General features: G+C 34.4%; 15 protein-coding genes and 1 pseudogene. 9 read left to right on the top strand and 7 right to left on the bottom strand.

Annotated features, from left to right (window positions below; genetic code table 11):
- The first annotated feature begins 77 nt into the window (after positions 1-77).
- A complete protein-coding gene (locus OMO38_RS07175) occupies positions 78-1,592 on the top strand; it encodes an NAD(P)H-hydrate dehydratase (RefSeq protein WP_264749522.1) in 1,515 nt (504 codons plus the stop codon).
- Positions 1,593-1,618: 26 nt separating this feature from the next.
- Here the strand turns inward: OMO38_RS07175 and lgt are convergent, their stop codons facing one another.
- Complete coding sequence (gene lgt, locus OMO38_RS07170; RefSeq protein ID WP_406567303.1) at positions 1,619-2,482, bottom strand: prolipoprotein diacylglyceryl transferase; 864 nt, start codon at positions 2,480-2,482, stop codon at positions 1,619-1,621.
- Positions 2,483-2,918: 436 nt separating this feature from the next.
- Positions 2,919-3,161 carry a membrane protein insertion efficiency factor YidD gene (gene yidD / locus OMO38_RS07165; RefSeq protein ID WP_264749521.1) on the bottom strand — a complete coding sequence of 81 codons (243 nt, stop codon included), beginning with the start codon at positions 3,159-3,161 and terminating at the stop codon, positions 2,919-2,921.
- A 194-nt stretch (positions 3,162-3,355) separates the two neighbouring features.
- On the opposite strand from yidD, the gene OMO38_RS07160 reads away from it, so the two are divergent.
- Positions 3,356-4,633, top strand: a complete 1,278-nt coding sequence (locus OMO38_RS07160) for a replication-associated recombination protein A (protein ID WP_264749520.1) — start codon at positions 3,356-3,358, stop codon at positions 4,631-4,633.
- Between the two features lie 53 nt (positions 4,634-4,686).
- On the opposite strand, the gene OMO38_RS07155 is transcribed toward OMO38_RS07160, so the two are convergent.
- The 3 genes from OMO38_RS07155 to OMO38_RS07145 all read right to left on the bottom strand — a co-directional run bounded on the left by OMO38_RS07155 (position 4,687) and on the right by OMO38_RS07145 (position 8,053).
- Positions 4,687-5,124 carry a hypothetical protein gene (locus OMO38_RS07155; protein ID WP_264749519.1) on the bottom strand — a complete coding sequence of 146 codons (438 nt, stop codon included), beginning with the start codon at positions 5,122-5,124 and terminating at the stop codon, positions 4,687-4,689.
- A gap of 216 nt (positions 5,125-5,340) precedes the next feature.
- Entirely contained in the window at positions 5,341-7,548 is a 2,208-nt protein-coding gene (locus tag OMO38_RS07150) for a DUF2339 domain-containing protein (RefSeq protein ID WP_264749518.1), read from the bottom strand.
- A gap of 91 nt (positions 7,549-7,639) precedes the next feature.
- Positions 7,640-8,053 carry an acyl-CoA thioesterase gene (locus OMO38_RS07145; protein ID WP_264749517.1) on the bottom strand — a complete coding sequence of 138 codons (414 nt, stop codon included), beginning with the start codon at positions 8,051-8,053 and terminating at the stop codon, positions 7,640-7,642.
- A gap of 134 nt (positions 8,054-8,187) precedes the next feature.
- Here OMO38_RS07145 and dnaA point away from each other — a divergent pair, with 134 nt between their 5' ends.
- The 3 genes from dnaA to OMO38_RS07130 all read left to right on the top strand — a co-directional run bounded on the left by dnaA (position 8,188) and on the right by OMO38_RS07130 (position 10,969).
- Complete coding sequence (gene dnaA / locus OMO38_RS07140) at positions 8,188-9,642, top strand: chromosomal replication initiator protein DnaA (protein ID WP_264749516.1); 1,455 nt, start codon at positions 8,188-8,190, stop codon at positions 9,640-9,642.
- Between the two features lie 116 nt (positions 9,643-9,758).
- Entirely contained in the window at positions 9,759-10,229 is a 471-nt protein-coding gene (locus OMO38_RS07135) for a low molecular weight protein-tyrosine-phosphatase (RefSeq protein WP_264749515.1), read from the top strand.
- A 41-nt stretch (positions 10,230-10,270) separates the two neighbouring features.
- Positions 10,271-10,969 carry an SAM-dependent methyltransferase gene (locus OMO38_RS07130; RefSeq protein ID WP_264749514.1) on the top strand — a complete coding sequence of 233 codons (699 nt, stop codon included), beginning with the start codon at positions 10,271-10,273 and terminating at the stop codon, positions 10,967-10,969.
- Positions 10,970-11,067: 98 nt separating this feature from the next.
- Here the strand turns inward: OMO38_RS07130 and OMO38_RS07125 are convergent.
- A pseudogene (locus OMO38_RS07125) lies at positions 11,068-11,338 on the bottom strand (GxxExxY protein).
- A 168-nt stretch (positions 11,339-11,506) separates the two neighbouring features.
- Between OMO38_RS07125 and OMO38_RS07120 the strand changes: the two are divergent.
- Both OMO38_RS07120 and OMO38_RS07115 read left to right on the top strand, forming a co-directional pair.
- The gene (locus OMO38_RS07120; RefSeq protein WP_056078994.1) at positions 11,507-11,884 is read left to right on the top strand and encodes a hypothetical protein; all 378 of its coding nucleotides are present in this window, start codon (positions 11,507-11,509) and stop codon (positions 11,882-11,884) included.
- A gap of 137 nt (positions 11,885-12,021) precedes the next feature.
- The gene (locus OMO38_RS07115) at positions 12,022-13,089 is read left to right on the top strand and encodes a DUF2891 domain-containing protein (RefSeq protein ID WP_264749513.1); all 1,068 of its coding nucleotides are present in this window, start codon (positions 12,022-12,024) and stop codon (positions 13,087-13,089) included.
- Between the two features lie 294 nt (positions 13,090-13,383).
- Here OMO38_RS07115 and OMO38_RS07110 read toward each other — a convergent pair whose 3' ends face one another.
- Positions 13,384-13,857 carry an Mpo1 family 2-hydroxy fatty acid dioxygenase gene (locus OMO38_RS07110; protein ID WP_264749512.1) on the bottom strand — a complete coding sequence of 158 codons (474 nt, stop codon included), beginning with the start codon at positions 13,855-13,857 and terminating at the stop codon, positions 13,384-13,386.
- 70 nt (positions 13,858-13,927) lie between these two features.
- Here OMO38_RS07110 and OMO38_RS07105 point away from each other — a divergent pair, with 70 nt between their 5' ends.
- Together OMO38_RS07105 and OMO38_RS07100 are read left to right on the top strand one after the other, a co-directional pair.
- Positions 13,928-14,773, top strand: a complete 846-nt coding sequence (locus OMO38_RS07105) for a helix-turn-helix domain-containing protein (RefSeq protein WP_056079007.1) — start codon at positions 13,928-13,930, stop codon at positions 14,771-14,773.
- Positions 14,774-14,861: 88 nt separating this feature from the next.
- A complete protein-coding gene (locus tag OMO38_RS07100; RefSeq protein WP_264749511.1) occupies positions 14,862-16,172 on the top strand; it encodes a TolC family protein in 1,311 nt (436 codons plus the stop codon).
- Positions 16,173-16,378: the final 206 nt, after the last annotated feature.

The raw sequence follows: 16,378 nt of genomic DNA, 5'->3' as shown, positions 1-16,378 counted from the left end.
TGTTTTGGGATTTTTTTTGCTTTAAACGATCAATAATTTTAAATAATTATGGTTAAATTTATTAAAAATAGAATGATATGAAAATTTTCACTGCCGAAAACATCAGATCCGCAGATCAATATACGATTCAGAATGAACCTATTTCATCTGTTAATTTAATGGAAAGGGCAGCGCAATCCTGTGTCGACTGGATTTTTTTAAACTGTAAAAACCATACGAACTTTGCAATTTTCTGCGGAAAAGGAAATAATGGCGGCGACGGTTTTGCGATTGCCAGAATGCTGTATCTGAAAGGTTTTGACGTGGATGTTTTTATTAATACAGAAGATTTGAATTTTTCTGATGATTCAACAATTAATTTCAATCGGTTAAAAGATATTTCAGGAATAACTGTTAAAGATTTCGCCGAAACTAAAAAATATGATTTTGAGAAAACTGTGATTATCGATGCGCTTTTCGGGACGGGCTTATCAAGAAATTTAGACGGAATCTATAAAAATTTAATTGAAAATTTAAACACTAAAACCAGTCCTAAAATGTCGATTGATATTCCGTCAGGGATGTTCTCAGATCAGCTGAACGGTCAGAATGATATTATTTTTAAAGCAGATTATACATTGACTTTTCAGTTTTGGAAAAAGACTTTTCTTCATCCTGAAGCCGGAATTTTCGCCGGAAAAGTTGTCGTTTTGGATATACAATTGTCTCAGGAATTTATCGGGCAGACTGAAACGGATAAATATGTAATTGATGATGATTTAATTTTAAAAATATTTCAACCAAGACAGGAATTTGCGCACAAAGGAACCTTTGGTAAATCGATCATTGTTGGGGGAAGTTATGGGAAAATAGGTGCAGCAGTTTTGGCTACAAAATCAGCTCTGAAGACAGGTTCGGGATTAACATTCGTTCTTGCACCAGGTTGTGGTTATGAAGTTTTGCAGACCATTTGTCCAGAAGCGATGTTTATCAATGGCGGGGAAAAGTACATCGGCAAAATTGAAGAACAGGAAAAAGCAATCTATGGAATTGGTCCCGGCTTAGGAACAGAAAAAGAGACTGAAGATGCTTTGCTTGAGTTTCTTCAAAATCACCACGATCCTGTAATTCTGGATGCAGATGCTTTAAATATTATTTCTAAAGATAAAAACCGATTGAAATTAATTCCAAAAAAATCAATTATTACTCCGCATCCGAAAGAGTTTGAAAGGCTTTTCGGGAAAACAGATTCTTCATTTGAAAGATCAGAATTAGCAAAAACTAAAGCAAAAGAGCTGGATGTTTTTATTGTTTTAAAAGATCATTATACACAGGTGATCAGTCCCGGCGGTAAGGTTTTTTATAATGTTACAGGAAATTCAGGCCTGGCAAAAGGTGGAAGTGGCGATATTCTGACGGGAATCATTACGTCACTTTTAGCACAGAGATATTCTCCGCTAAATGCTGCAGTTTTAGGTGTTTGGCTTCATGGTAGAGCTGCTGATTTTGCTGCAGAAAAATATTCGAAAGAATCAATGCAGCCTACGGATGTGATCACTGAAATAGGAAATGTTTTTTTTGATTTAAATAAAAAAGTCACAACTCAGTTTTGACTTTCTGTATATTTAATTTTAGTATTTTAAAAAGTTTTGTCTGCTTCCGGAGTAATTTTATTGTATTTAGAATAGAACATGATGACTAAACCTGCAATCATAAATGGAATGGATAGAATCTGCCCGGTATTCAAACCTGCGAAAGAAATTACTTCATCTCCCTGAGGCATTTTTAGAAACTCTACAAAGAATCTGATGGCCCAAAGAAGGAAGAAGAACAATCCAAACAACCATCCCTGCTGATATTTTTTATCGGTTCTTCTGTATAAAACCCAAAGAATAACAAATAATGTGACATAGCCTGCAGCTTCAAACAATTGAGTAGGATAACGTGTTACCGTTAATCCGTATTCGCTGCTTTGCTGAGGAAACAGTAATGCAAAAGGTGAATTCTGATCGACTGGTTTTCCAATGATTTCAGAATTGAAAAAGTTACCCATTCTTACAAATGCACCTCCAATCGCTACCACGATTCCTAATCTGTCAAAAACCCAAAGCGGATTTTTTACGATAATTTTGTACGAGTAGTATAGAGTTGTGGCAATCACTGCGAGCGTTGCTCCGTGACTTGCCAATCCTGCAAATCCTGTGAATTTTATTCCGTTTTTTGTGCTGATGGGTAAAAATACGCTCCAAAAATCTTCTTTAAATAATTCGGGCTGATAGAAAATAACGTGACCTAACCTCGCTCCCAAGATGGTTCCAATTAAAGTCCAGGTGAAAAAAGGCTCCACATATTTTGGATTTACGTGATCAATGGTAAACATTTTCGTCATCAGGAAATATCCGATTCCAAAAGCAAAAATGAACATTAAACTGTAAAAATGTAACGTAACCGGACCCAAATGAATTCCTGTTGAGGGATCCCAAATTTTAAAAGGTGTTTCCAATTCTACCTGATCTGTAGACTTTATAGGAGTCGGCGATTTAACAGCATATTTAATAGCTCCAATATTATCCTCCGTAACTGTAATGTTTTCAACAACTCTAAAGTCCTTATCGAAAAACTGATATTTGTTGGCTTTAAATTTACCTAAAATCATAGAGCTGTTCATGTAATGCGATACTTCCAGATTTGATTTATTTAAAATCACCAAAGTATTCTGAATGTTATTTAAATTGGCAAAAGAATCGAGTTCTACGAGTTCTGAGGTTGCAAAGATTTTAACAGGAATTTCTGTAGAATTTACTTTTAAAGTTCCTTCAGACAATCCAACGGAATTATCTTGCGCAAAAAAGCACTGCGTTGTGATTGAAAATATGAAAAGATAAATTCTGAAAAAAATATTGCTCATTTCTATTTTTTATAGTTCGTTTGATTGTAATTTATTTTTTTGGCGGAACAGGATCGTAACCGCTTCCTCCCCATGGATGACACTTAGCAATTCTCTTTACACCAAGCCAAAATCCCTTGAAAATCCCATGAATCTGGAGAGATTCAACCATATAATGCGAACAGGTCGGCTCATATCGGCAGTTTTTTGGTAGTAAAGGCGAGATAAACCACTGGTAAAATCTGATTAAAATTACCAAAGGCGATGTAATGATTTTATTGAATGTAAGTTTCAAAACAATGCAAAAATAGGGTAAAAAATTGAAAATTAGTTTAAATTTGTTAGAAGTTTCAGAGTCATAAATAGGTGTTTGTCGGATTATTCCTGGCGTTTGTTGATTTTAAATTCATCATTTTGAAATTCTTCATTTTCATACTATTATTCTGTGTTTTAAAAATAAAATTCAATTAAATATAAATTCCAAAAATTTTGAGTCAAAATACTCCCTTAGCCGAAAGAATGAGACCGAAAACTTTAGATGAAGTTTTGGGGCAGGAACATCTCACCGGCGAAAAAGGAACGCTGAGGAAAATGCTACAGAATGACACGTTAAATTCTCTTATACTTTGGGGACCCCCAGGAACCGGAAAAACAACTTTGGCAGAAATTATCTCAGAAAAATCAGGTCGAAAGTTTTTTAAACTTTCCGCCGTCTCTTCTGGGGTTAAAGATGTGCGTGATGTAATTGATGAGGCCAAAAAGCAAAATCTTTTTTCAGGAAAATCTCCGATACTTTTCATCGATGAGATTCACCGATTTAATAAATCTCAGCAGGATTCTTTGCTTCATGCAGTGGAAAAAGGCTGGGTTGTTCTGATCGGGGCAACTACAGAAAATCCGAGCTTTGAAGTGGTTTCAGCATTGCTTTCGAGAAGTCAGGTTTATATTTTAAAGGCACTCTCGCATGAAAAACTTGAGGAATTAATTGATATCGCGCTTGAAAGATTTAATAAAGATGAAAAAACTGATTTCACAATTAAAGAAAAGCAGGCTTTTATACAATATTCTGGCGGTGATGGAAGGAAATTGATAAACTCTGTTGAATTGGTTCTCAGTCAGTTTATCAATTCAAACACGAAAGAGATTTCTAATGATGAAGTGATGGAAGTTCTTCAGGAAACCATGGCTTTGTATGATAAGAATGGTGAACAGCATTATGATATTATTTCGGCATTTATCAAATCGATGCGTGGAAGCGATCCCAATGGTGCTGTCTACTGGCTCGCAAGAATGATTGCAGGTGGCGAGGATATAAAATTTATTGCCAGAAGAATGTTGATCTTGGCGTCTGAAGATATTGGTTTAGCCAATCCTAATGCATTGGTGATTGCAAACAGTTGTTTTCAGGCTATCAATGTGATTGGTAATCCGGAAGCGAGAATTCTGTTAAGTGAAACCGCTATTTATTTGGCGGTTTCTCCAAAAAGTAATTCAGCGTATATGGCGATTAATGATGCTTTAGCTTTTGTTAAAAAAAAAGGAAATCTACCTGTGCCTTTACATTTAAGAAACGCTCCAACAAAACTGATGAAAGATCTGGACTACGGAAAAGAGTATAAATATGCTCATTCGTACGAAGGCAATTTTGTAAATCAGGATTTTTTACCGGAAGAAATAGCAGACGTTAAATTTTATGAGCCGGGAAATAATGCTACTGAAAAGAAAATCTATGAAGAGCTCAGGAAAAAATGGAACAATAAGTATTAAAAAAAACGGATATTCAGATTGAATATCCGTTTCTGTATTTAGAAATATAAAAATTATTTCTTCACTGTAGTGATTACCAAGGCTTTTTTACCGTCTACAGTTTCCACTTTTGAATCTGCAATCATGTCTGCAAAAATGTTGGTGTCTGTATTTTTGAATTCATAGCCTTCAATGAAAACAGGTGCATCTTTTGGAAGACCGTTCTGCACATTAAAATTAGCCAAAGACATAAAATCTAGAGTTCCGAAGTCTTTCTTGAATTTCACTTCAGCCAATCCGTTATCAGCTAAATAGTCAAATTTTTTCAGATTCTGCGGAAGATTTGTTTTCGCTTTAAAAACATTGACACTTTGAACAAATTCCTTTTTCGCATCAAACATTGCTACAGTTCCTACCGCGTCATTGCAGATTGCAAATTTCACATTAGGATTTTTCTGAGCAAATATAGTTGCCGATGCAAAGACTAGTAAAGAGTAGAGAATTTTTTTCATATGTAGATAATTATTGTTTTTTTTGAGCATTTCATACTCGGGACAAATTTAAAATAGAAAAATCTGTAACGGTACTTGTTCTTCAAATTATGACAAACAGTTAGTCAAAAATATAAGTGTTAAAAACGTGATAAATATACTTAATTTTTACAAATTGTCAATAAAAAAGTAAAATAATTTAGAAAATAATTATAAATAATGGGTTTTAGCACTGTTTTAAAGATTCTGATTTGAAGTTTCATCTTTCTTATCGACCAGATTTTTAATTAAATTTTTCAGTCTCTGGAACATAAATGAGCTCAAAAGTAAAATAATTCCTAAGATGATGAAAGCAATTATTCTGGATACATTATCCATTTGCCAAACATCATAGGAGTATAATTTGAAGATCATAATGCCCAATAAGCTGAAACCAATCTTGTTGATTTCCGGAATTTCCTTTTTTAAACCAAAATAAATAAAAAGACACGCCAGGACTGCCCAAATAATTGGTAAGTATAATATATTGAAATGATCCTCAAGCTCATAAATCTGCTCCAGATTCTCCGCGTTCATTAATATATAAGTACGGTACAATTCAAAACTGAAACATGAAACAACAGTCAGAGAAATAAGCCAATATGATCTGTAGTTTTTAATACAGTCTGATTTTGGAAATATTTTTAACGTCAAATAGGTGAGTGGAAAAATATACAGCAGGTGAACAAAGAACAAATTGGAACTGATTTTTTTCGTGATAATCTCATTTGCGACCTGCGAAGTTGAGATATGTATGAAAAGCAGTACTAAAAAAACATAAATCATTCCTGCCTGAAAATCTTTGCTGATACTGATTTCTTTGCCAAAGAGAATTAACGTAAACAAATAAAACAAACTGTACAGAAAGCCGATTGTCATAATGATCACCATACTTTCTTCTGAAATATGATAAATAATTTCAAATAAAACCGAAAAGTAGATCACAGAAATACATAAGATTTTAAATATATTTTCATAAAATTCCAGTTCAGATTTCTCCTCTTCAGAATCTTTTTTCAATAAATATAAATTCATAAAACAGCTTCCAATCACAACCAGACTGGTAATGAAAACAGGATTGAAAATAATCTGCAACGAATCGGCATCAAAATATCTCGTCCAGGTAATCATCTGTGAAATGATCACCATTGGAAAAAGAATGTAAAAGAAATTTTTAAAAATCTTATGATTGGTTTTCTTCCATATATAGAGTAGGAGACTGGCTTCTACAGCCCAGATACTGGTAATTAAATGTGTTTTTAATTCAAGTGCGAAAGCCAAAGTGATAAGACTGATCGTAATACTTGTAAAAACGGAGTAATTGATTGCGAAATTTTTCTTTTGATATTCTCTATACCATCCAGTAGCATTGATGAGAGCAAACACAACTGGAAATACAGATGCGGGCAGCAGTTGTAATTCATTAAAGATAAAAACCAAACCTGCAACACTTGAAAAATTAATTAAGACAAGCATTAAAATGTCAAGTTGCTCTAAAGTATTTTTTTTGATATAATTCTGGAGTGCAAATGCATAGAAAATGACATATGTAATGATGTAAAACAAGACGGCATTTATTTCTGCTCTCTCCATCGTCCAGAAAAACAGATAGATTGATGTGAAAATAAATGAGATCCAGCCAATGCTTTTCCACTGTTTGAGATAGGCGATGACAAGCATTCCCATATTTAAAACAGATAAATAAGTGAAGAGGAAAAGATAATTGCTTTGTCCTGTACTGATCATCAAAGGCGCTAAAAATCCACCAAATAATGAGAAGATGATTAAAATTTCACTTTTATAATAATAAGAAAGTGCTATTGATACGATGGTAATTAAACAGGTAATTAAAAAACCAACGTTTTGCGAAAAAATATGATACTCACGGAACGCGATGGTTGTTGTAAAATAAAGAACAGCAATTCCGCCTCCGGTGATGATAGAAGAAAAAACCAGATAATTTTTTCTCAGAAAATGACCGATTCCAATAATGGCCATACCGACGATAAAACCTATTCCGGCGCGTGAAGTTTCTCCAATCCAATTCTTATCGATGGCATATTTTACAAAATATCCAATTCCTAAAACAAGGGTGAAGATACCGATGATGGTGAGCGCATTCTGTTTTAGAAAATCAAAAACAGGGGTAAGCCAATCTCTTTGCGGTTCAGTGTCTTCAAAATCTGGTAAAATAATTTTTGAATCTGGAGTATCTGTTTGCGATTGAGAAGGAAAAGATGTTTCGGTCAGAATTTCTTTCTTCTGTACTTCCTCATTTTTGAATGTCATCGACTGAGACAGGTCAGAAATCTTTTTTTCTAAAATCTCTATCCGCTTACTGAGTTTATGATAAACCAGGATCAGAAGTATGATCAATATGACAACGATAGCAAAAACAGAATTCATAGATCAGATTTGTCATCAAATATAGGAATTTGAAAAATAGCTCCTGAAAAAAAATCCATTAACATCTTTTGGTGTAATGGATTTTTAGATTTTAATCTTCTTTCCAGTTTTCTTCAATCATTTTCATTAAAAAATCCGGGCATTTGATGACTTTATTGGTTTCGGCTTCCAAAAAGAACAGAGTCGTGCGGGCTTCTGTGATTTTTATTTTTTCTTCGTTATAAATTTCATATTCGAATTCAATTCTCACTCCCGGAATTTTTTTTACATAAGTATGAATTTCTAATTTTTGATCGTATAAAGCTGGTTTTAAATACTTAATATTGTAATCAGAAACCGGTAACCAGATTCCAAGCTTTTCAATCTCGTCATAAGATATTCCTATGCTTCTGAAAAGTTCTACTCTTCCCAATTCAAAATATGCGGCGTAGTTGCCGTAATATACGTATTTCATAGGGTCGGTTTCTGCGTAACGTACTCTTATTGAGTGAGTTGTGTGTATCATATTAAGCTTTAAATTATACATACAAATATATTTTTTAATAATCAATACTTGCAATATTTTTTTTTAAAGTTAAAATATGTGACCTTTGTCTTCCCAATAAAAACAAACAACCTAGAATTAATCAGGGCATAAAAATGGATGAAAATTTAATGATGATCTGGCAGAAGTGCCTTCAGTTTATGCGAGATAATTTAAACGCAGCTGAAGATAATTCTGATCTTAAAAAACTCGAAAAATCCTTCGACTTACTGTTTGATAAAGTGCAGCCAATTTCATTGGTTGACAACAATCTTACATTGATGGTTCCGAGTGATTTTTACAAAGAATATATTGAAGATAATTACCTGTCGTTGCTTTCTGCTGCCCTGAAGAAAAATATTGGTAAAGGTGTGAAACTTTGGTATTCGGTGATGGAAAATAAGCCCAGCGGTTTAGAAAAACCGGTTACCATGAATATGAAAGGCAAAACGGTTCCTACACCAAAAATGCAGGAAACTATGCCTCAAGGTTTTTCATCGAATATTGTTAATCCTTTTGTTGTTCCGGGAATTAAAAAAGTAAATATTGATTCTAACCTTAAAGCTGATTTTTCTTTTGATAATTATGTGGAAGGGGAGAGCAATAAATTTGCATCTACGGTAGCGAGATCTATTGCTAAAAGACCTGGTGCAACAGCTTTCAACCCATTGTTTTTATATGGAGGTTATGGTGTTGGTAAAACTCACCTTGGCCAGGCAGTTGGTCTTGAAGTGAAAAGCCAGTTTCCTGATAAAGTAGTTCTTTATCTTTCTTCAGAAAAATTTATCCAGCAGTTTATATCAGCTGCGAAAGCTCATAAACAAACAGAATTTGCCAACTTCTACCAAATGGTGGATGTGTTGATCATTGACGATATTCAGTTCTTATCTGGTAAGTCGGCAACACAGGACAGTTTCTTCCATATTTTTGATTATTTACATCAAAACGGTAAGCAGATTATCTTAACGTCAGATAAAGCGCCGGTGGATATCATGGATATTCAGGACAGAATTGTTTCACGTTTCAAATGGGGACTTTCTGCAGAAATCAAATCTCCGGATCTTGACACCCGAAGAAAAATTATCGTTGACAAGCTAAGCAGAGACGGAATTGTTTTAACAGAAGATATGCTGGATTTCTTAGCGGCAGAAGCAAAAACCAACGTTAGAGAACTTATCGGTGTTATCAATTCAGTGATCGCTTATTCTACCATTTATAAGTCAGATTTAAGTCTTGAATTATTAAAGGAAACGATTAACAAGATTGCTGCAAATCAGAAGAAAATCATCAATATTCCTTATATTCAGGAAGTTGTTTGCGAGTATTTTGGGATCAAGAGAGAGCAGCTTTTATCTAAAACCAGAAAAAGAGAAATTGCTTTGCCAAGACAGCTGGCCATGTATTTCGCTAAAGAATTTACCAATGCAACATTCACCAAAATAGGTGAAGAAATGGGAGGTAAAGATCACTCAACAGTAATGTACGCTTGTGATACGATAAAAGATGTTTCTAAAATTGACAAGGAGGTCAAAAAATATGTAAAAGAACTGACAGAGAAAATTAAGCACTAATCTGTCATCAAATCATAAGGAAAAATGGAGAATAAATTTTGTTCTCCATTTTTTATTTAATTTTGTCACCTGAAATATATTTAAATTCTAATTTTTCGATTAATTAAATTTGTTCTATGAAAATACTGATGGTCTGTCTGGGAAATATTTGTAGAAGTCCGCTGGCTGAGGGAATTTTAAAGTCTAAACTGCCCGAAAGTTTTTTGGTTGATTCTGTAGGAACTATTTCTATGCACGAAGGTGAAACTCCAGATAAGAGAGCAGTGAAAACGGCAGCCAATCATGGAATTGATATTTCAAAACAGAAATCAAGACCACTTTTAATTTCAGACTTTGATAAGTTTGACAAGATCTACTGCATGGATTTGAAAAATCTTGAAGACGTGATTTCGTTAACTAAAAATGAGGAGCAGCGTCAGAAAGTTCATTTGTTTTTGGAAGAAGCAGGGAATCATCAGAATTCTGAAGTTCCTGATCCTTACTGGGGCGATATGAATGATTTCGAAAATGTATTTCAATTGCTGGACGAGGCTTGTAATAAAATTTCACATCAGTTGCAGCAACATGTTCTGACTAATAAAAATTAGAAACTATCTTTTCAATAAATTTCAATATATAATTTACAATAATGCTTTTTTTACTTCCGGCTTATCTTTCAGAAAACACTCCAATTACTCATTTTTCACCTGTGATTAAAGAGTATATTATGCAGACCGATTTTTTCTTTGTTGAAAATGAAAAAACGGCACGGAAAGTTATCAAGTTTTTTGCTCCGGAGAAAAAGCAGGCAGATCTAAAACTATTTCTTTTAGATAAATACACGGAAAACGCTGACATTAAAGAAGCTCAGGACAGAATGCTGAACGGTCAGGATTTCGGATTGTTATCAGAAGCGGGACTACCATGCATCGCAGATCCGGGAAATTTGATCGTAAAATGGTGTCACGAGAAAAAGATTAAGGTCATTCCTATTTCTGGTCCTTCATCGATTATTTTAGCGTTAATTTCAAGCGGTTTTAATGGACAGGAATTTACCTTTAACGGTTATCTTCCGATTGAAAAAGGTGAAAAGAAAAAGAAGATTCAGTATCTCGAAAGTGAACTACAAAAAACGGGTTACACACAGATTTTTATGGAAACACCGTATAGAAACAATGCGCTTTTTGAGGATTTATGTAAATTTCTTTCACCCAATACCAAACTTTGCATTGCTGCAAATATTAATGATTCAGAACATGAATTTATAAAAACTTTGAGCATCAAAGACTGGCAGAAGCAAAAACCCGAGCTTCATAAAATTCCTGCGGTTTTTGTGTTAGGAAAATAAATGTCGTTTATAGTCTCTCGCAGATTTTGCTGATTACGCAGATTTTAATTAGTTGTCAAAAATCTGCTCAATTTCCTTAATCTGCGAGAGTCAATTTTCTATAAATTATTCACTACTCTTATAATTCCATCAAGGATATTCGTAGTGTTAAAATTTACCAGCAGACCCAATTTTTTGTTGGAAAGTTTCAAATACGTGTAAAGCTGTTTATAATGAATATCTTCAATTGATTTTACAGATTTCAATTCTAAAATTTAGATCAAATAATTTATTGTCATAATTTACTGGTAAAAATAATTCTGACGTTGCTTCAAGCTCATTTTCTTCTAATTCATAAACTAAAATCTTCTGATAAACAGATTCAAGCAAACCGGTCCTAAATTATTATATACATTAAAAATACATTTTCTGACAACGTAAGAAATTTCATTTTCATTCATAGGTGTTTTATTTACCAGAATAATAATTTAACAGCCATTAACAGATCTTTAGCATCATTATTGCGAATACAAAGACATAACATTAAAAAAATATAATATGTCTGACAAAAAATTAGCTGGTCTTTGGATCGATACCCAGAAAGCTGTAGTTGTAAAAAATCATGATGCACAGAATGCATTCAAATTTTTCTTATGCAGCCCTGTAAAGGCAATCATCCAGCACGGAAACTCAAGCGAAAATGCAGGAAACAATGCTGAACAAACCAACAAAGTAAAATTCTTCAAGGAGGTTGAACATCTTCTTACAAATTCTGAGGAGGTTTTGATTACAGGCCCGGGAACAATTCAGGAGGAATTGAAAAAGCATCTTCATGACACCGCCCAATTTAAAGATTTAAAAATCACACTCGAAACTTCGCAGCAAATGTCTGATGAACAGGTTTTAGAGACCGTAAAGACGCATTTTAATGCTTAAATAAATTGTTTATTGCAATGAAACATCCGAATACTAAAAGTGTTCGGATGTTTTGTTATTATGTGACTTGTATTTGATATTATTTTAAAAAATGCAGTAGTTCTTGTCATTCAATTTATAATTAATATTTTTATGAAATGAAAACAAGTCTCTTAGCATTTATTTTTTCTCCTTTTCTCCTTTTCGCTCAGCAAACTCCAAAACTGACGGATGAGATGGCTGTCAAATTATCAGAAAAGCCGCTTCACTGTATCAATCAGGAATATCCGAATAAAACAGCACACATCATCAACAGTGCGAATGAAGTTCCATTAAGTCCGAAAGATTTACATCCAAGTTTTTACGGTTGTTTCGATTGGCATTCGTCTGTTCATGGGCACTGGATGCTGGTGAGATTATTAAAAACAAAGCCTAATTTATCGGTTGCTAAAGAGATTGAAAATATTTTAGACAATTCATTTAAGAAGGAAAATCTTCAGGTAGAAGCAGATTACTTTTCCAAATATCAGCTGACAACGACTTTCGAAAGAACCTACGGATGGGCGTGGCTTCTCAAATTAGATGAAGAACTGATGACCTGGAATCATCCGAAAGCTAAGATCTGGCATGAAAATTTGAAACCGCTGACCGATAAAATTCTTGCATCATGGAAAACGTATCTTCCTAAACAGACCTATCCGAACAGAACAGGAGTTCATCCCAACACCGCATTTGCAATGGTCTTTGCGCTGGATTGGGCGAGAGCTGCAAAAGATAAAGACTTTGAAAATCAACTGACAGAAAAAGCAAAATATTTTTATTTAAACAATACAAAAACACCGGCGTATCTCGAACCGGACGGTTCAGATTTCTTTTCGCCAAGTCTTGAAATTGCAGATTTAATGCGGAGAATTCTGCCACAGAAAGAATTTGTAAAATGGCTGGATAATTTCTACGAAAAAAGAAGTTTAGAGAATATTGAGAAGATTCCGGTTGTAAGTGATTTGAGCGATTACCAAACCGTGCATTTGGTTGGTTTGTCATTTACAAAAGCCTGGTGCATGAAAGGAATTGCGAAATCCCTTCCTGAGAGTCATGCGTTGAAAAAAGACTTTCAGAAAACGGCAACCATCTTTTTAAATAACGGACTTCCATTATTATTTCAGGGAAATTACGGAGGAGATCACTGGTTGGCGAGTTTTGCAGTGTATGCTTTGGAAGATTGATTTTTATTAAATTGTAATACGTGTAATTATTTTTAATCTTCGTATTTCTTAACTAAGTGAAACGCCTTGGTCTAACTTTAAATAAGCGTAAACTTACAAAAAACTTTGTCTGACCTTGCGTTTAAAAAACAAAATTAAGATATTGATTACCTGCTGTTTTTCTTGATAACATTTACCAGTACATTCACTAATAATTTCACAGAGCACACAACGCTTAGTGAACCTTGTGAAAAACCCTTGTGCTCTTTGTGGTAAAAAATGAAAGGATTTATATAGATCAAACGATCACAGAAATCAATATCTAATCCCCAGTTTCTTCAAAACAAAACTCAACAACCAAATAGGTCCAATCAAAAGAAACTGCAGATCTTTCAAAAATGACGGTTTCTTACCTTCAATTTTATGTCCGACAAACTGTAAAATCCAGGTGATAATAAATACTGCAAGAAAAATCATCCACGATCTATTTCCCAAATGAATATTGACAGCATACGCCAAATGCTCCATTAAAAGCATCGCAAAAAACATTATGAAACCGATCAGTAAAGAAAGTCTGAGATAAAATAAAGTGACCAGAATCACAGCAATTAAACTTACCAAACTGATACATCCAAAGTAAGGCGCACAAAAATGTGGGGAAGGAATTAAAGAGATAAATCCTAATATCGTCCAGAAAATCAGCGGCACACAGATCCAGTGAATCAGCTTGTTGGTGGAGTTTCTGTGGCTTTCAGCGTATTCAGCGAAAAGTAAATCGATCTTTCTCATATTCTCAAATTTGGGTATACTAAAATAATAAATTTTTGCAATCGGAAAACATAATGTTTACATTTGCCTTATGTCCGCTTTAGAAAAATTCGGGGTTGAGATTTTTACACAACACAATATCTTTGAAAGAATCTCCGCCGACAAACCTTTCCGTCCCGATAATCCTGCTTTTATCTTTATCAGAAGCGGTTCTATCAAACTGCGACAGCATTTCAGTGACCTCGAGCTTTCGGCCAATATGTTTATGGTGACCGACCCGCAGACCGTTTACGAACTGATTTCCGTGAGTGATGATTTCCAGTCAAGAATGGTTTCTTACAAACGCGAATTTATTTCAGCTTTGTCATTAAAATTCAACCGTTTGATAACGTATCGCTATTTCCGTCAGCAGATGAATGTAGGCGTTCCTTTTCATCAGGATGATATGGATGTAGTTTGGAAAAGTGTCAATTTTTTAAAGTATATTTTAGATTCTCAAACCGAAATGACCTATAAAAAGGAAATGGTGGAGCATCTCTTCTCGGTTTTCTGTTACCAGATGGCCGGAATTATATCCAGCGAGGACAGCAATTCGATGAATCAGATGTCGAGACAGGAGGAAATAGTTTTCGTTTTTCTCAATGATTTGGCTTCTCATCATCATAATAACAGAACGGTAGAGTTCTACGCCGAACGACAGTCGATTACAACCAGACATCTTTCGTCAGTAGTAAAAACCATTACGGGTAAGTCAGCGAGTCAGATTATTGCTTTAATTGTAATCAATGAAGCAAAAGTGTTATTAAACTCTTCTAAAAAGCCTGTTTCAGAGATTTCTACAATTCTTGGTTTCAGCGACCAGTATTCATTTTCCCACTTTTTCAAAAAACATTTGGAAGTAAGTCCTTCCCAATACCGAAATCAGTTCGAAGGATAGAATCCTACATATGAACATCTTTTTCCAAATCTCAAACATTTGTTTGAGATTGCATCCGTCGTAACTTTGCTTCGTAAAACAAGGTAAAATGACAAAGAATTTAAAAACAGCACTGTCACTCGTGATGGCTATCTTTCCTGCGCTGTTTTTTTCACAAGAAATAAAACAAATGACAGCAAATGAAGTTGCTGAACTGGCGCTTCAGAACCACTACCTATTGAAAGTTTCGGCACAGAATATCAATATTGCCAAACAGCAGACCGATATCACCAAACTTCAGAAACTCCCTTCCATCACAGCTTCTACAACTCAATTTTATTTGGGAAATGTGGTGGCAATTGACAAAAATTTTTCTAACTCAACCGCGATTCCGATGCCTCATTACGGAAGTACGTATGGTGTGCAGGCTACTCAACTGATTTTCAAAGGGGGATTGGTCAATAAATCTATTGAACTGGCAGGTCTTCGTGAACAGCTTTCTGAACTGGATTTAGAAAAAAATGAGCAGGATGTAAAATTTTTAGTTATTTCAAATTATCTGGATGTCTACAAAATTATCAATCAACAATCGGTTTTTGATAATAATAAAAAACTGGCTCAGCAACGTTTGAAGAACATCAACGATTTCTACAAACAGGGAATGGTAACGAGAAACGAGGTCATCCGTGGGGAACTAGCAATTAAAAATCTTGACCAAAGCATTCTTACTTTAGGAAACAACAGAAAAATTCTCAATTACAATTTAAATATCGGTTTAGGATTGCCTGCCGATACCGAAATTATTCCGGTCGAAAATTTAGAAAATAAAGAATCGGGAATTGGGATGGATTATTATTTAAATCTCGCTCACGACAGCAATCCGCAGTTGAAATCTGCGCAAACCAATATCGGTGTTGCCGACAAAAATATTGAAATTATAAAAACCGACAGGATGCCCACGCTTTCCGGTTTCGGTGGGTACAGTTTGCAAAGGCCGATTACCAATAGAAATCCTGTATTGGATATGTATGCGAGCGGTTGGCAAGGTGGAATTTCTTTAAGTTACAACATCGATAATCTGTATAAAACGAAAGAGAAAGTAAAGTTGGGTGAATTCCAGAAAATGCAGGCCAACGACGTATTGACTTTGACGCAACAGAATATTGATATGAATGTAAACGCTTCTTACGTCAAATATCAGGAAGCGATTCAGCAGGCCGATATTTTAAATGATGCGAAAAGACTGGCGGAAGAAAACTATAAAATCACTGAAGCAAAGTACCTCAATCAATTGGCGGTGCAGGCAGAAATGATTGATGCGCAAAACCAGAAACTACAGTCTGAACTGGACTTTGCGAATGCGGAAATCAATGTACTGTACCAATATTACAATTTATTGAAATCTACTGGGACTCTTTGATTTCAAATGTAAATTTTCAAAAGAATTTTTCTTTACCCCAACCCTAAAGGGAGGAAAATTCTCTTGAAAATTGTTCAAAATTACACCCTTTAGGGCTGGGGAAATAATTTTGAACAATTTTTAAATGACTAAAAGCAGTAATAGAAAAAAATAAATAAACATAAAATCAACAAGTTGATTTTACTAAGCTTGTACGTAAGCTTCGC

Source organism: Chryseobacterium kimseyorum, assembly GCF_025971945.1.
GTDB lineage: Bacteria > Bacteroidota > Bacteroidia > Flavobacteriales > Weeksellaceae > Chryseobacterium > Chryseobacterium kimseyorum.
Note: the sequence above shows the minus strand (reverse complement) of the source record. Positions and strands in the feature narration are given on the sequence as shown.

Bases quoted from the DNA above. Each gene is read 5' to 3' on its own strand.
- OMO38_RS07110 (WP_264749512.1), bottom strand. From the start codon at position 13,857: ATGAGAAAGATCGATTTACTTTTCGCTGAATACGCTGAAAGCCACAGA.
- OMO38_RS07100 (WP_264749511.1), top strand. From the start codon at position 14,862: ATGACAAAGAATTTAAAAACAGCACTGTCACTCGTGATGGCTATCTTT.
- OMO38_RS07150 (WP_264749518.1), bottom strand. From the start codon at position 7,548: ATGAATTCTGTTTTTGCTATCGTTGTCATATTGATCATACTTCTGATC.
- OMO38_RS07130 (WP_264749514.1), top strand. From the start codon at position 10,271: ATGCTTTTTTTACTTCCGGCTTATCTTTCAGAAAACACTCCAATTACT.
- OMO38_RS07115 (WP_264749513.1), top strand. From the start codon at position 12,022: ATGAAAACAAGTCTCTTAGCATTTATTTTTTCTCCTTTTCTCCTTTTC.
- OMO38_RS07145 (WP_264749517.1), bottom strand. From the start codon at position 8,053: ATGATACACACAACTCACTCAATAAGAGTACGTTACGCAGAAACCGAC.
- OMO38_RS07120 (WP_056078994.1), top strand. From the start codon at position 11,507: ATGTCTGACAAAAAATTAGCTGGTCTTTGGATCGATACCCAGAAAGCT.
- OMO38_RS07175 (WP_264749522.1), top strand. From the start codon at position 78: ATGAAAATTTTCACTGCCGAAAACATCAGATCCGCAGATCAATATACG.
- OMO38_RS07155 (WP_264749519.1), bottom strand. From the start codon at position 5,124: ATGAAAAAAATTCTCTACTCTTTACTAGTCTTTGCATCGGCAACTATA.
- dnaA (WP_264749516.1), top strand. From the start codon at position 8,188: ATGGATGAAAATTTAATGATGATCTGGCAGAAGTGCCTTCAGTTTATG.
- OMO38_RS07105 (WP_056079007.1), top strand. From the start codon at position 13,928: ATGTCCGCTTTAGAAAAATTCGGGGTTGAGATTTTTACACAACACAAT.
- OMO38_RS07135 (WP_264749515.1), top strand. From the start codon at position 9,759: ATGAAAATACTGATGGTCTGTCTGGGAAATATTTGTAGAAGTCCGCTG.